Source organism: Nostoc sp. (assembly GCF_036917655.1).
In the GTDB taxonomy this organism is placed as follows: domain Bacteria; phylum Cyanobacteriota; class Cyanobacteriia; order Cyanobacteriales; family Nostocaceae; genus Nostoc.
The window spans coordinates 45,917-62,059 of the sequence record NZ_JBALCY010000059.1 but is presented as its reverse complement, the minus strand read 5'-3'; the positions used below and the strand labels follow the sequence as shown (position 1 = coordinate 62,059).

Genomic DNA, 16,143 nt, shown 5'->3' with positions numbered 1-16,143 from the left:
ATCTCTGTCAACGTTGACTAGGATTAACCTGACATTAGTTAGTAGATGCTAATAAGTTCGCTGTTACAATCTCCTTCAAACTCACTGAGGACAGAAGTTCTTCCCATTGTTTGCGGAGGGTTGCATTGTTAGGTTGGGCGGTATATACCGTTGCAAGTGTTGCCACACAGTCATACCAAACACCATTTTTACCCAAAATAGTAGCCCGCTTCAGAGGATCTTGCTCTTGCATTGCTGTTGCCAACTCAGGGCTGGGCTGGATGCGCTTAACCCAACCATCGACGTAAGGCGTACTCGGACTAAGTTCTCCATCTACTTTCACTGCTAGGAACCATTGATAGTTTTTGCCAACTGTTAAAGCAGGTGCATTGGCTGGTAACTTGATCGCAATTACCCCAGTTTTTCCTGGAACTGGGATTTTCATCTGATGTTGCATATTGCCAGCTTCATCCTTGAGGCTGAATACGGCTTCTTGGGCATTGGAAGCCGGGAGATACACCAGAATTGTGGGACGTTCAGACACTGTTGTGCCATAAAAGTTTTGGGGCAAGAGGGCGATTAGTGCTGCTGGTTGTGTTGTACTTACACTCGATGGATTTAAGTAGTAAGTACCCACGCGAGAAGCACCCCCACTTGCTTGTTGAGGCGTACCCTTCCCAGCAGCAGGTGTAAAGAGGTCGCCGCGAGAAGCTCCTCCCGTTGCCTGTTGAGGCGTACCCTTCCCAGCAGCAGGTGTAAAGAGGTCGCCGCGAGAAGCTCCTCCAGTTGCTTGTTGAGGCGTACCCTTCCCAGCAGCAGGTGTAAAGAGGTTGCCGCGAGAAGCTCCTCCAGTTGCTTGTCTGGGCGCACCTTTCCCGGCACTAGGAGTAAACATACTACCGCGAGAAGCTCCTCCAGTTGCTTGTCTGGGCGCACCTTTCCCGGCACTAGGTGTAAACATACTACCGCGAGAAGCTCCTCCCGTTGCTTGACTAGGAGAGCCACTGTTGGTCGGCGGGGTAAATGTAACAGCATCGGCACTAGTCCAGGCACTGCTAGTGATCAGAGCGATGATGCTAAATGCAGTAGCTAAATATCGACGTTTCATGATGTCTGACCTAATCTAATTGAAATCTGATACAAAAGACGTTTCTTTTGACTCTGGCCAGAAGCTCAGAGAATAAGTCCAGGCAACAGTCAAATCAGGGAACTTATACTAGTAGTATAGGCGGGATTTAGCGGGAATATTGTAAAAAAACAGCATGATTTATCTAGAACTAAGTACGTCTTTTTACGTAGCTAAATCCAGTTACCGATCAAAACAAAGCCAGACCAAAAGAACGGATCGTGAAAATCAGTTTGGCGAATTAGGCTAATTTGTGCTTGTCTTAGTGCTTCAGCTTTAGTGATTTTGGGTTGTCGCAGTTGGTTATAGAAGCGAGTCATGAGGATCGCGGCTACCTGATCTTTAACAGGCCATAGAGTGGCGATCGTTGAGCGAGCGCCGGATTTGACAGCCAAACCCGCCAATCCAAGGACGGCGCGATCGTCTCCGGCTGCTGTATCGCAAGCACTTAGTACCAGCAACTCGATGGCTTTCGAGGGATCGCTACCCCGATTTTTCAGGAGTTCAGATAACTCCTTAACGTTCATTTGCCCATCCCAAGTCAGCAAGAAGGTATCTTCCAGGCGAGAACTAAACTGTCCGTGGGTTGCTAGGTGGACAATACTTGCACTACTGGATTTCACCCGTTCAGCAAGGGCTTGACTGGTGAATTGCTGGTTCAGCAACTCAGAGGACGGTATCGCCTTGGAGATTTGTTTGATTTCTGATTCCACTGCGGGTAAAGCACTAAAGCCAGCACGAGCTTCGCTAATGCCACCCACGATCGCACTGAGATGATTTTGATTAAGCGATCGCGTGGCCATCAGTTGCAATCCTGGTGAGAGCGCCACAGCATACTTCTCGATCAGATATTGCTTACCGTCATATAAAGCTGCTATGGGAATGTTCCGCAATCGACCATCCAAAACAAACACCAATGTCTTAGTATCAATGAATGCTTGATCTGCTTCGGCTGGACGAATCAACCAATTATAAATCTGTTGGGAGAATCGATCGCGGTCTTTGGAATCTGAGACAGGGTTAAGAGCAGTCAAAAAGTTGTCTAAAGTCTGCTCAATTTCAGCTTGAGATTTGTGAGTCACATAGGAACGCAGTGGTTGCCCTGCTTTCGAGAGGATTACTGTGAAACGATCTGGCAGGATGATCGGATAAAGGATAGTTGCAGTGGGATCAACCTGATCAATCTGTTGAGTTCTATCTAAACAGGCTTCCCGAAAAAAGTTATCGAGTTCGGCAATTTGCAGTGCCTCAATCAATTCACGAGCTTGGATCAGTTCTGCTTGACTCGGTTGATTTTCTAGAAGTAAATCAACCAGTTCCCGGTAGACAGGCTCCACACTGCTGCGAAAAGAGAACTGGATATCAGGGTTAATCGCCACCAAATCCCCCCGCAATGCTTTTAAGGCATTGACGGCTTCTGTATACACAGTAATAGCTTTGGAGCGATCGCCCTGTTGTTTATACAACTGTCCCACCTGCCAAGCAGATTGAGCAATGATATCGTTAGCTTGGAGTTGACGGGCAATATCGAGAGATTTCTGAGCTAATTCCTGTGCTTCAGATATCTGCTGTGTACGACGATAGAGTTTTGCCCACTGATGTAGTGCATAAGCTTCTGATTGAGCATCTTTAATCTGCTGTGCAGACTTGACTGTGACTGCCATCAGTTGCGCCAAATCTTTGAGCGGTACGATTTGGTCAGGATTTGACTGGCGATTGAGGGTGAGGATGCCAACAAAATTGATCGCTGCGTAGAGGGAGATGTGACTGGGGGGCAGTTCCCGAAGTTGTTGGAGTAGTTGAGGTGCAAGTGGGGTAGCCAACTCAGGTTTGTCGTAATCGAGGAAAAGTTTAAACTGAGCTAAACGCGCTTGTAACTGATCGCCTGGGTTAGTGGCTAAGAGTTGAGCCTGTTCAAAGTAATCAAATGCCGCATTTGGATCTTGCAAGTCAACGGCAGTTTGGCCCAAGCTGATCAGGATAGAACTCAACTGGGGTTTGGCTGCAATTTTGCTAGCGATCGCTAAACTTTGCTCTAATATCTGTTGACTGTTGCCAGAGTCGCCAATCATTTCCAAGGCTAAAGCAAGCGATCGCAATCCACTGACTTTGATTTCATTATCCGGCATCCCTTGGAGTTTTTGAGTCAGCACCTCTAACTGTTGTTTGGAACGGCGGTAAAATCCTAAAGTTTGTAAAGCTTGTGCCTGGTTGATTTGACTACCCAAGCTTCCCATTTTGTCGCCTGCTTGCTCATAAAATTTTTCAGCTTGTTGCCAACTTTCGAGGGCGGTTTCAGCTTTACCAGTGTGCAATTGCAAACTTGCTTGGGTATTGAGTGCTTGTGCCCAAAGAATGGCATCAGCAGAAGGTTTACCTGTTTGCAATAGTTTCAGACTTTGCTCAATAGATTGTTGGCCTGCTTGCCATTGATTAAGTTCCTGTTGTGCCAGTGAAAGATAACTCAAGCTGAGAGCTTCGTTAAGGCGATCGCCTTGGGTATGGTACTGTTGTGCTGCCGTTTGCCAAGCTGTTACAGCTTCTGTAAAGCGCCCTGATTGGTAAAGGTTCCGTCCCTGTTCTAGCCAATTGTTAGGCTGGGAAATGGACACATTCAGGGTAGAAGTTGTTGGTACTTGCAGAGATGCTCTAGCAGGTATGATGATTACTAGCAAACACAAGCTCAAAATACTCAGACTAATATATAGCCAACGACGTTGTTTAATTTGGAAAATCATAGATAGTTACTCATGGTTTAAAAGTTTGTTTAGTAAAATAATTGCGATCGTGATTTACTCGATTGCAAAGTTCTGAGCAACTAATTCCTCACAAGTGCTGCACAAGTTAACTGCGGCTGTATATTTGTACGAGATTGGACTGCAATTAACTCAACTTTGCCCTTAGCGTTGTGATGCCAGCTTGTAGCCTGCACAAGAACCTCTGGTAATTCAGGTATTTGTGCTGTAAGTGCAGATAGAAAAGCGATCGATCTCATAGCATTAAATACTTATCTTTAACTGATAGTCTTAGGATTCCCAAAATAGTCGTGTTGGTAACACCCATTGCCTGGAATCAAAATAATTAGCAGCTATCAGCATATTATCGAGAGTTCTCTGGAGTGTAGATAATAGCAGGACTTATATAGCAATCCGATTTGATTTCTGAAATTATTTGCGTAGGCTGGGAGTAGGGAGTAGGGAGTGGGGAGTAGGGAAGAAGCCTCTTTGAGTTGTACTGAGTTTTTTCAAAAATCAAATATGAGTCCTATATGATGTCCGCTTGATTACTTATTAAACCCCAAGAACCCCACCCCGCCAAAGCTGTGCTTTGTTTCCCCTCCCGAATAGCTCTTAGGGGTTGGGGGTGGGGTTCTTTTATTATGGGTAATTTGACAGACATGATATTACTCAAAAAGGCAGTGAAAGCCTTGATTTACCGTCGGGGCAATTCATGTAGACGCATTCGCGGAGCGTCTCGTAGAGAAGCGGCTCCCCGCAGGGTATTGCCCCGACATTTCGGATTTGATGCGTAAGTCCTAAATAGAAAAAGGTTCTACAAAGCACCATTCAAAATCTGATTAGCAGTCAGTTTCAAATCTGGAAAAGTCGGGGATATAATATATTCAAAATTCCTAAATTGAGCGATTTGATATTCTTCATCAACTAGATGATAAATAGAAATGGTTGGCTGTTTAGGATTACCGATAAACTTTCTTGCTCCCAAAGCTGCATAATCAACGATCCAATATTCGGGAATCTTCATTACTTCGTAATTACCTAATTTGGTGTAATAATCATCTTCCCAGTTTGTACTTACAACCTCAATAACCAAAGGAATGGATTCACTTTGAGTCACGGTAGATTCTTTTTCCCAGAATTCCTCATTCTGCAAATTAGCATCATTGATTAAAACCACATCTGGAGAGTAACCAGATGATTTTCTCGGCGGTTTTACTAATGCTGTTTTGGGGATAAAGTATGGCAGTTTTAAGCGCTTATACTCAACACTAATTTCCCCTGCTAAAAATCCTGTAACTTTTTCATGTTTTCCACTCGGCTGAGACATTTCAACAATTATCCCATCGTGTAATTCGTAACGCTTAAGAGTGTTTTCCGGCAGCCATTCGATAAATTCTTCAAAGGTAAATAGTTTGGGTAAAGCTTGAGCCATATCAAAACCTCCGCTTGTTTTGACTTTACCATTTCTAGCGTCGGCACTGATTAGTTTAGCACCGCAGCACAGGTTAAAGATGGTTGGACATGGGCTGGTTGAGCCGCAATTAACTCAACTTTGCCGTCAGCATTACGATGCCAAGAAGTAGCTTGGACAAGAACTTCTGGGGATGGGGGAATTTGGGCTGTCACCTCACCAGTTTTGCGGTATGCAGTCAGATTGCGGATATCAGCCCAGGTGCGTAGGCGTAGCCCGTCGTAGACATCGCTCCCCACTTGTTGAAGGGGATTTGGCGGCACACCACCCCGTCCCGTTGCTACAAATCGACTACCTTGATTTGCAGAACAACCACTGGCTATTTGCTGCGATGGATCAGTGACATTTGCTGATAATTCTACTAATCCAGAATTTGGATCAACACCAATATTATTAATTTGAACCGTACCATTGACCCCGAATTCAGAACTGGCTGTAATATCACTTTGGGATGTGGTTTGAGGACGGAACTTTAACCCGAAGATACCTGGAGTGAAAATCTGGATGTTTCCACCACTTCCTAACACTGCATTAGCGACAATATCGCTGTTTTCCTCAGGGACTGCCACAATTGCCCCAGCACTAATATTAATATTTCCTCCTGTGGAGGCACCACGGGCATTGGTAGTGATATTACTGCCGTTTCGTAGTAGCAGAACATCACTCGCTTTGAGGTAAATGTTACCTTGACTACCTCCATTTACCTCAGAACTTAAACTTGCCCCATTGTCAAGGAAAATATTTTTAGCTGTAACATTCAGGTTGCCTGCGTTACCTGTTCCAGTATTACTCACAGTAATTTCCGCTCCATCTCGAACGCGCACGGTATCAGATGTAATATTTACAGTTCCAGCATCAAAGTTAGTTGTAGAAGATGCGGCGATCGCACTGGGTAGAATCTGACCATTCCTTAAGGGTTGAGACATACCCTGCACATGAATGTTTTTAACCTGTAAATTAATATTCCCTGCATTTCCCTGACCCTGACTGGAAGAAATAATCTGTCCACCATTGAACACACGCAAGTTGTCGGCCGTCAAATTGATGTTTCCTCCCACTCCCACCGCCCCATTGTCCAGAGCAGCCGTGATGCCAGCGATGCCTCCACTAAAGCCATCGATTAATGGATCGCTAACTTGGATATCCCTAGCTCGAATCGTAATATCGCCAGCTGTACCCTGGGCCCCTGGTATTGAGAAAAAGAATGTCTTAGTACCGGCCAATTCACTGCTAACTGTACCACCATTAGCCAAAACCAGACTGCCCGCCTCGATTGAGATGCGACCCCCCTGCCCTGTTGCTCCAGCTTCGATAGACGCGAGAACAGCACTGGTTATGCCATAAGGGTTGATGCCACGAATCTCTAAACTTTCCTGAGCTTGAATTGAGACTTCCCCGCCTACACCATTTCCCCCCAACAAACTGCTACTAATTCGACTACCATCCAGTAGGCGAACCCTTTGGGCATCAACAATCACCTTTCCACTCACATTGTTGCTTCCAGCGGTGATTAAACTAGCAATCGTACTCACAGCAAGGTCCGGAGCCAGAGTTGTGTATCCGACCATATCCACATCGATAGCGCGAATGGTAATATCTCCCGCGATGGAATTGTTGCCCGATGTGGTAGATTGCACCCAAGCCCCATTCGCTAGCTGTAAGCGGGGAGTTTCAATGGTAATATCTCCTGCTTGCCCAGTTGTTGGCGGTCCTGGCGGTCCCGGCGGTGCAAAAAAACTAGATTGCTTGCCCACCGATGTGTTAACTCCAGAAAGGGGAAGTTGTCCTGGAGCAGAGTCTCCTAAAAGATCGACAAATTCCGTGGTTTGAATGGTAATCCCCTTTCCTTGTCCAGCCGAAGTGGTCGAACTAATATTCGACCCATCCTGCACTGTTAAACCTCGCCCCCGGATGTTGATGGCTCCGCCATCAATTCCACCTGCATCAATCGAGGAAGATTGCCGCAGCAAAATATTACCCCAGTTGGCAGTATTCGGGTCAGAAGTGAGTTGCCATCCAGCTTGATTATTAATGGCAATTTCCCCATTCTGCAATGCCCATAATTCGATGCGTCCATCGGCGGCACTGAGGTTTGCCCCGAACATGTCGATTTGTCCGCCGACCAACGCCAGCGTTTGCCCGGTTTTGACTTGTAACCCTGAGGCTGAATTAGGTAGCTGCGCCCCTTGAACTTGGATTGAGCCAGCATTGGCTCCCAGTTGTAAACCGATCGGCACACTCATTGTCAACAATGGTGTCGCACTGGGATTAGTTGCACTAAATTCAACCCCATCAGCAAATTTGATATTATTCGCCGTTGTCCCCACAAATGATCCGCCAATATTCAAGGAGGCATTTTGTCCAAAGATAATCCCACTGGGATTGAGCAAAAATAAATTGGCGCTACCATTGGCTTTGATTAAACCATCAATGTTGGAAACACTACCACCAGTCACACGACTAAAAATATTTTGTATATCTGAAGCGTTATTGAAGAATGCAGAGCCGTTGCTGGGAACAGAAAATTGGCTGAAGCTGTGAAATAAATTATTTCCAACGCGATTCCCGTTAGTGATGGTGAAATCATTGCCACTTTGGGAGACGGTGGTGTTGAGAGTACCGTCAGGAGCAACTTGAGCGTTTGCAAAACTGCTGCAAATGGCAAATGTTAACATTCCGCCAATTAAACCACACCAAGCAGAAGTTGCTTTCATTATCCTATCTCGATTTTATCTTATGTACTGATAATTCCCTCAATGGTATGATTGGTAACATTATTAATGTTAAGAGTCGTTAACTTTGAGGAACAGCCGCACAGGTTAATGGTTGCTGCACCTGAGTAGGAGATTGATCGGCAAATAACTCAATTTTGCCTTGGGCGTTACGTCGCCAACCAGTGGCTTCGACAAGAACCGTTGGAGATTCGGGGATTTGTGCCGTAACTGTGCCAGTATGACGGTATGCAGTCAGATTGCGGACATCAGACCAAGTGCGTAGGCGTAGCCCGTCGTAGACATCGCTCCCCACCTGTTGAAGGGGATTTTGCGGTACACCACCCCGTCCGGTTGCCACAAATTGGCTGCCTTGATTACTCGCGCAACCTGTGGCAATTTGCTGGGATTGATCAATTACATTTGCTGGCAGTTCGACTAAGCCAGAATTGGGATCGACACCAATGTTATTAACTTGAACTGTACCGTTGACCCCAAATTGCGAACTGGCGGTGATGTCATTTTCGGGAGTCAGTTGGGGGCGATATTTCAGCCCGATAATTCCCTGAGTAGTGATTTGAATATTGCCACCCTTTCCTTGGACTGCATTGGCAATAATATCGCTGTTGTTTAATCCGACAATAATCGGTGCATTGATGTTAATATTACCGCCATTTCCATTACCGCCTGCTGTTGAGGTGATTTGGCTATTGTCGCGCAGAAACAACAAGTTACCAACTCGTAAGCGGATGTCGCCCCCATTACCTGATTCTGTCTGTGCCTGAATTAAGCCTTGATTTTTTAATTGGATGCGATCGGCTGTGATGTTGAGAATGCCGCCATTACCACTACCTTGACTAGTAACGCTCACTGTACCACCATTCGTCAGGATGAGATTTGGTGTAGTGATGCTGAGATTACCTGCATTTGCCGACAGTATATCTGGCAAACCAAAGAATTGACGCAATTGCGGATTTAAACGGACGGCAGACGAGTTAATGCTACTGTTATGGTTACGACTGCCACCACTAATTGCGATCGCTTCACTAGCATTGATGCTGACATTTCCCCCATTACCAACAAAGAATGCGGATGAACCAACTGTTCCTCCATCCAAAATTTGTAACTTACCAGTATCCAGTATCAAGTCTTTGGTATCTCCCGTGCCAAACGTAGTTATACTAATGTTGCTATAGAGTCCTACCGGGTTATCTCCCGTGACAGTAGTATTTTTAGTGCGAATAGTTACTTGCCCCGTAGAACCACTGGCCAATGTTAGTGAAGAGATGGCTGCTCCCCCAGAAACCAGTAGATTATTACTATTAATGGAGAGATTGCCTGCTGACTGAGTAGTTCGGGAACTCGTGGTGAGGGCAGTTACTCCTGTGGGATTGATGGGAGAGGAACCAGATAACTCCACTGTCCCAGCATCAATCTGAATGTCGCCACTGGCAGCCAATCCAAAGGCATTGGTGTTGAATCCCGCACCTTGGGAGAGTGTTAAGTTAGGAGTGATGATATGGATGGGTGAACCTGTACCGGTATTTAACCCTTCAGAACGGATACCACTACGAATTTGGGCATTGGCTGTTGTGCCAACAATATCAATCCCTTCTGAAGCCTGTAAAAAAATTTCACCCCCAGCGACATTTCCCAAATTTTGGGAAAATATAATTGAACCATCGCTGAGTTGAATGTGCCTTCCCTGCAACTGTACTGAACCAGCATTCAACGCCCCTAAACTTGCCAATGCTCCTACAGTCAGCAAGGATTCTTGGGTGAGGTTAATATCTGCAAAACTTTGTCCACTTTCGTAACCTAACTGATAACCTTCGGAGATGGGGTTCAAACTGACAATTCCGACTCCGCTTAAACTTGACAATTCCACCCGCCCTTGGGGCGCATTTAAGGTTGCTCCGGTGAGATTTAAGTTGCCTCCTACCAATGCCAGGGTTTTTCCTGGCTTTACCCTCAGTTCTGAGGGACTGGGGTTTTGAGTTATGGGGGCGATGCTATTGACAGATGTTAAAGCATGACCTGTACCTTGAACTGTGATGGGGGTTGGATTATTACCCATTTGCAAGCCAATGGGGACACTCATTGTCAACAACGGTGTCGCACTAGTATTCGTGGCACTAAATTCCGTCCCATCTGCGAACTTAATACTATTAGCAGTTGTCCCCACAAACGAACCACCAATATTCAACGAAGCATTTTGTCCAAATATAATCCCGTTAGGATTTATCAAAAATAAACTGGCAGGATAATTACCGTTAAGAGTCTGAATCAAACCATCAATATTAGAAACATTTCCACCAGTTACTCGACTAAATATAGTTGTAATATTTGGCGTATTAATTAAATCGAATGTCGCTGAACCACCTGTAGGCACAGAGAAATTACTGAAGCTGTGAAATAAATTATTACCTTTTTCAGTACCGTTAATAATTGTGAAAATATTACCATTTGGGTTGACAATGGTGTTGGTAGTACCATCCGATGTCACCTGAGCGATCGCGCAGCGACTCCAAAGGAGTATCGCTGGTAGTACCAAAGCGGAACTCAAGAACCCGATTGTGAGTGTAGATAGAAAAGCGTAGACGCTTCGCGGTGAGGGGGTCGCAGTCTTGGCGCTTGGCGTCGATTGTGACCCCCCGAACCCGTTGGCGCAGCCTCTCCAAGAGTTGGGCTTGTTGTTAGACATCGCTCTGATCACCAAAAACTTCCTTTAGGGATTTAAAATTAGAGTTCCCATTTAGGGCGTTGTTGATAACATCATTAACTTTTGGGAACAGCAGCACAGGTTAACGACTGTTGCATCTGAGCAGGAGATCTATCTGCAACTAACTCAATTTTGCCCTGAGCGTTACGATGCCAGGAAGTAGCTTGGACAAGAACCTCTGGGGTTGGGGGTATTTGGGCTTGTACCTTCTGGGTTTTGCGGTATGCAGAGAGATCGCGGATATCAGACCAAGTGCGTAGGCGTAGCCCGTCGTAGACATCGCTCCTCACATCCTGCGTTGGATTTTGTGGTATTCCACCCCTTCCCGTTGCCACAAAGCTGCTGCCTTGACTACCCGCGCAGCCTGTAGCAATTTGCTGCGATGGATCGGTTACATTTGCTGGTAGTTCGACTAAGCCGGAATTTGGATCGATACCGATAGTATTAACTTGAACAGTGCCACTCACTCCAAATTGGGAACTGGCGGTGATGTCGCTTTCTGGGGTGAGTTGGGGACGGAATTTCAGCCCAAAGATGCCTTGAGTGGTGATTTGAATATTTCCACCGCTTCCGAGTACCGCATTGGCAACGATATCGCTATCTTCGTCAGGAAGGGCAATAATAGCTCCAGCAGTAATATCAATGTTACCTCCGGTAGAAGTACCAGTGGCATTAGTTGTAATATTACTGCCACGACGTAACAGCAAAACATCATTTGCTTGGAGGTGAATGTTACCTTGACTACCTCCTTTGACTTCCGATCGCAGACTGGCTTTATTGTCGAGGAAAATATTATTGGCTGTAATATTCAAATTACCTGCATCTCCGCCTCCTATATTGCTCACGGTCACTTCCGCACTATTGCGTATTTTAACTGTATCAGATGTAATATTTATCGTTCCAGCCTTAAAATTAGTTGTTGAAGATGCTGCGATCGCACTGGGCAAAATTTGACCGTTAGTTAAAGGTTGAGACATACCCTGGATATCAATGTTTTTAACCTGTAAGTTAATATTCCCCGCATTTGCCTGACCCTGGCTGGAAGAGGTGATCTGTCCTCCATTAAAGAGCCGTAGGTTGTCAGCAGTTAAGGCGATATTTCCACCTGAACCTACTGAATTATCACCCGCGGAAACAGTAATGCCACCAGGTAATTTGCTGATAACATCAATTACTGGATCGCTAACTGCTACCTCTTGCGCGTGAATGGTGATATTTCCCGCTTTCCCTTTTCCTGATAAAGTACTGCGGATAGACCCGCCATTAAAGAGATGCAAACGTCCAACATCGATTGAGATATTTCCCGCGTCTCCTTCTGTTTGACCAATTCTCGTACCCACTCCAGACAGTAGTAGAGAGGGTGTGTATCCTGAGATATCAAGGCTCTCAGTTGCTCGGATTGAGATATTTCCAGCCTTGCCCGTGGGAGCAGAGACAGGGTCAAAGGGTATCAAAGATGTACTGACGATTCCACCATCTTGCAGCCGCATTCGATTTGTTTCGATGGAAATATTTCCACTCTCATTGTTCTTGCCACTAAAGAGAGTGGTGGTAATCGAGGTGGGGATTTGAAAAAATGGATTAGAACCTACCACCTGTACATCTGAAGCCCGAACAGTTACATCTCCCGAGCGAGAATTGTTGCCATTAGAAGAGGACTGAAGCCAAGCTCCATTTGCTAACTTTAAGCGTCCTGTCTCTACTGTTACATCTCCAGCTCGTCCAGTTGCTGGAGGTCCAAAAAAGATACCTACAGAAGTTCCAATGCCAGGATTAATTTGTCCTGGGAGAGAAGCACCCAGCAGGTCAACAAAGTCTGTGGTCTTGACAGTAATTCCCTTACCTTGCCCAGCAAAGGTAATAGAACTAATATTCGACCCATCCTGCACCGTCAACCCACGTCCACGGATGTTAATTGCACCCCCGTTAATTCCACTTGCATCAACCAATGAAGCTTTTTGTAACGTAATTGTGCCCCAATTTGTCGTAGCCACAGGACTCGTCAGTTGCCATTGAGCTTGATTTTCCATTTGAATCCCAGCATTCTGCACAGCCCATAGTTCGATATGCCCATCTGGTGCCGTCAATTTTGCCCCTGTCATGTCGATTTGACTACCAAGTAACGCTAGTGTTTGTCCGGTTTTAACTCGCAAGTCTGCCCCTTGAACTTGTATCGCTCCAGCATTTGCCCCAAGTTGCAAACCTACAGGTACACTTATAGTCAGCAAAGGAGTACCCGAAACATTCACAGCACTAAATTCCGTCCCATCGGCAAACTTAATACTATTCGCCGTCGTCCCCACAAAGGAGCCACCAATATTCAAGCGGGCATTTGCCCCAAACACAATCCCCGCAGGATTTATCAAAAACAAACTTACCGGGTTACTACTATTAAGCGTGCTAATTAACCCATCAATATTGGAAACATTTCCACCTGTAACCCGACTGAATATAGTTGTAATATTTGGGGTGTTAATTAAATCAAATCTGGCTGAACCACCTGTAGGTACAGAGAAATTACTGAAGCTATGAAATAAATTATTACCTTTTTCAATTCCGTTAAGAATAGTAAAATTATTACTACTTGGATTGACAGTGGTGTTAGTTGTGCCATCGGATGTCACTTGAGCGATCGCCGATCGCATCAACCCTGGAGTTAATAGCCCACTGATTAATATAAATAGAAAGGGTACGACTCTCATGACTAAAAACTTCCTTTAGTGATTTCAAGTTATAGTTCCCATGAAGGGCATGATTGATAACATGATTAAATGTATTTAGGATGCCCAAAATGGTATTGTCTTGAACCATCAACTAGGCGATCGCCTCGATCAAAACGGCGAATAACGCACCGAGAAGTACAGCCCATTTTCCTGAAGCGATCGCTTATCACCCTCCTCTGAGATCAGGGGAATGCCCCAATCAAAACGGGCTGAGAAGTGATCACCCTGTTTCCACAACAGCCCCAACCCAGTACTCAGAAGCGTACTCGGTGATGGATTTTCGCCCTTGACATTCCAGCCTTTGCCAACTTCAATAAAGGGTGTCAGTTGCAGTACTCCGCCAATCTTGGCAGCGCGGACAATGGGGACTCGAAATTCTGCGGAAAGTAATAGGCCATTATCTGTGAGTAATGCGTCTTGGCGATAGCCCCGTACACTTAGCTGTCCACCAAGACCAAATTGCTCCAAAGGCACTAAGGAATCTGCTGCCAATTGCAAATCGCCCCTGACTAAAAATAGAGTGTCCGGTGCTAATTGCCGCACCCACTGCGCCTGTCCCCGCCACGCGAAAAAGCGGCTATCTGGTTCATTATTACTGACATTTGCATCGAACCAATCTACGCCTAGGCTAAATTGCGATCGCGCCGCAAATACATATTGGTTGCTTCGCTGGGTATATTCTTGAAAAAAGCGCAGGGCTGAAATATTGGTTTTTCCGTTCGCATCTGCACCAGGGGAGAGTTTAAACGGCCCAATGTTATCAAGACCTAACTCAGTTTGGCTTTCCTGGCGCGAGAATGACAGCCCAATTGCCAACTCTTGGGTTGGTTTTTGTACTAATGGTTGGCGATAGCCTAATTCGTATGACCGGGTATTTGACTGAATATCAAGGACGCTGAATGGCTTTTCAATTACGTGATTCCACCCTTGGCTAAAACCAAAGAATACAGTGCCGTTGTGGGCATTAATCGGCAGCGTGTAATTGGCATTGATTGTATTACTGCCATCGGTATTGGCATATCCCACGCTCAGGGTATCGCCCAAACCCAATAAATTGGCTTCTTGCAGATCCACTCCCCGGCGAAAACTGCCAACACTCGGCGATCGCCCATTATCCAGGCTTGCCGTCAGGTTAAAAGTTTTTGCTTCTTGAACTTCAACTTGCAATATATTGCTTCCCGGATGTACGCCTGTCTGCAACTCGGCTGACAGGTTTTGAATTAGCGGATCGAGGCGGAGTAGTTGCAGCTTTTCCAGTAAGCGTGGTATATTCAGGGGTTTGCCAGCACCAAGTTGGATGCGATCGCGAATGTATTTGCTGCTCAATCGTCGATTACCGATAATCTTGATTTCTTGCAGACTGCCCTCAATCACCTGAATTTTGATTGTTCCAACTTCCAGTGTCTGCGGTGTAATCAATGCCCCTGTTGTGACATAACCGTTGTCAGTGTAAAGCTTGGTGATCGCATCTTTGATTTGCAATAATTCTGCAAATGTCAGTTCTCTTCCCACAAAGGGATTTGTAATAGCCGCAAACTGTTCTGGTTTGAAAACTGTACTACCAACAACTTCAATGCGATCGACCCGAAATCTGGCATTGGGGTCATCCTGTCCTAGAATTGGCTGATTCGGTACTTTTGGGGATAGAAGCAATTGATTCTTGTCTGGTAGCTTCGGCAGCAGATCCGACGGTAAGGGAGTGACCGGAAGATCCTCTAATCGACTAGGCGGTAACGTCTGAGGATTAGGAGTTTGGGCCGTAGCTACGCCCGTCGTAGACATCGCATCCTGATAGTTGCATAATACTGCTGCGATCGCAAAACTGAGTGTTAGAAACCCAGCAGAAATCCTCAGTTTGCCTACGAAGTTGCCGACCTCTGGCTGATTTCTAACCAAGGTTTTTATAATCATTATTTGTAATTAAATAAATTACAGATGGAATCCTTAATACCTGGAATGTACAAGTAAATACGTAGTAAATACTATATTTAACTTAAATTTTTCTAGGAAGAATCAGTAATATTACTATTTAGTTTGTGAACTAGCCCTTGAGCGTCTACCTGGAAACAATTGCTATGCAGGTTTTGTTTTGGGGAAAGCGATCGCGTAACGCAATGCGCTCCTGAAACCGGAGCGCATTTGCGAAAGTATGTAGTGAAGAGTTGGGCAATCAGCTTTCTTACATTCCCCCAAAAACGGTATCATACACTACTATTTTTTATAGTATTTTCTCAAAACAATACTGCACCAAAGCACAATTTTGATTCATCAGTAATCTCACAAGAGTGGAATTTTTGTCTAATCTACTGTTTGATGACAATGATCGGCTTTGTCATGAGTAATCCCTGATCAAATCTCATGCGCTTTTTCAGATGAAAGCGAATATGTCACAGATTTTTGAAATGGACAATAAGAAAGAGTTGAAGATAGAATAATTACTCTTTATTTTGTATTAAAGTCTTGTATTACAACGTAATATCAAGCATAATATGAGCAAACTGCTCACCTAATGGTTTCAAACGTGACAAAACCAACTATTCAAATACCGGATGAACTAGCTGGGCGTTTAGAACGGGAGCAAAGTTGCTTACCTGAATTGCTTTGCTTATTGTTGGATATTAAACTAGGGCAAATAATGGAACTACAGCCAATGTAGAGACGATAAACATTCCC

Annotated in this window: 9 protein-coding genes; 1 reads left to right on the top strand and 8 read right to left on the bottom strand. The window is 45.2% G+C overall.

Annotated features, from left to right (window positions below; all coding sequences use genetic code 11):
- Positions 1-34: 34 nt before the first annotated feature.
- The 8 genes from V7K30_RS20185 to V7K30_RS20150 all read right to left on the bottom strand — a co-directional run bounded on the left by V7K30_RS20185 (position 35) and on the right by V7K30_RS20150 (position 15,381).
- A complete protein-coding gene (locus V7K30_RS20185) occupies positions 35-1,087 on the bottom strand; it encodes a DUF928 domain-containing protein (RefSeq protein WP_335002256.1) in 1,053 nt (350 codons plus the stop codon).
- Positions 1,088-1,278: 191 nt separating this feature from the next.
- Entirely contained in the window at positions 1,279-3,843 is a 2,565-nt protein-coding gene (locus V7K30_RS20180; RefSeq protein ID WP_335002254.1) for a CHAT domain-containing protein, read from the bottom strand.
- An 80-nt stretch (positions 3,844-3,923) separates the two neighbouring features.
- Positions 3,924-4,100: a hypothetical protein gene (locus tag V7K30_RS20175; protein ID WP_335002252.1), complete on the bottom strand. Its 177-nt coding sequence runs from the start codon at positions 4,098-4,100 to the stop codon at positions 3,924-3,926.
- Positions 4,101-4,657: 557 nt separating this feature from the next.
- Positions 4,658-5,275, bottom strand: a complete 618-nt coding sequence (locus V7K30_RS20170; protein ID WP_335002250.1) for a Uma2 family endonuclease — start codon at positions 5,273-5,275, stop codon at positions 4,658-4,660.
- A gap of 50 nt (positions 5,276-5,325) precedes the next feature.
- Positions 5,326-8,028: an S-layer family protein gene (locus V7K30_RS20165; protein WP_335002248.1), complete on the bottom strand. Its 2,703-nt coding sequence runs from the start codon at positions 8,026-8,028 to the stop codon at positions 5,326-5,328.
- A gap of 79 nt (positions 8,029-8,107) precedes the next feature.
- On the bottom strand, positions 8,108-10,729 hold the full coding sequence (locus V7K30_RS20160; protein ID WP_335002247.1) for an S-layer family protein: 2,622 nt from the start codon (positions 10,727-10,729) through the stop codon (positions 8,108-8,110).
- Between the two features lie 74 nt (positions 10,730-10,803).
- A complete protein-coding gene (locus tag V7K30_RS20155) occupies positions 10,804-13,449 on the bottom strand; it encodes an S-layer family protein (protein WP_335002245.1) in 2,646 nt (881 codons plus the stop codon).
- 129 nt (positions 13,450-13,578) lie between these two features.
- Positions 13,579-15,381 carry a ShlB/FhaC/HecB family hemolysin secretion/activation protein gene (locus V7K30_RS20150; RefSeq protein WP_335002243.1) on the bottom strand — a complete coding sequence of 601 codons (1,803 nt, stop codon included), beginning with the start codon at positions 15,379-15,381 and terminating at the stop codon, positions 13,579-13,581.
- Positions 15,382-15,991: 610 nt separating this feature from the next.
- On the opposite strand from V7K30_RS20150, the gene V7K30_RS20145 reads away from it, so the two are divergent.
- Complete coding sequence (locus V7K30_RS20145) at positions 15,992-16,126, top strand: hypothetical protein (RefSeq protein WP_335002241.1); 135 nt, start codon at positions 15,992-15,994, stop codon at positions 16,124-16,126.
- Positions 16,127-16,143 lie beyond the last annotated feature (17 nt).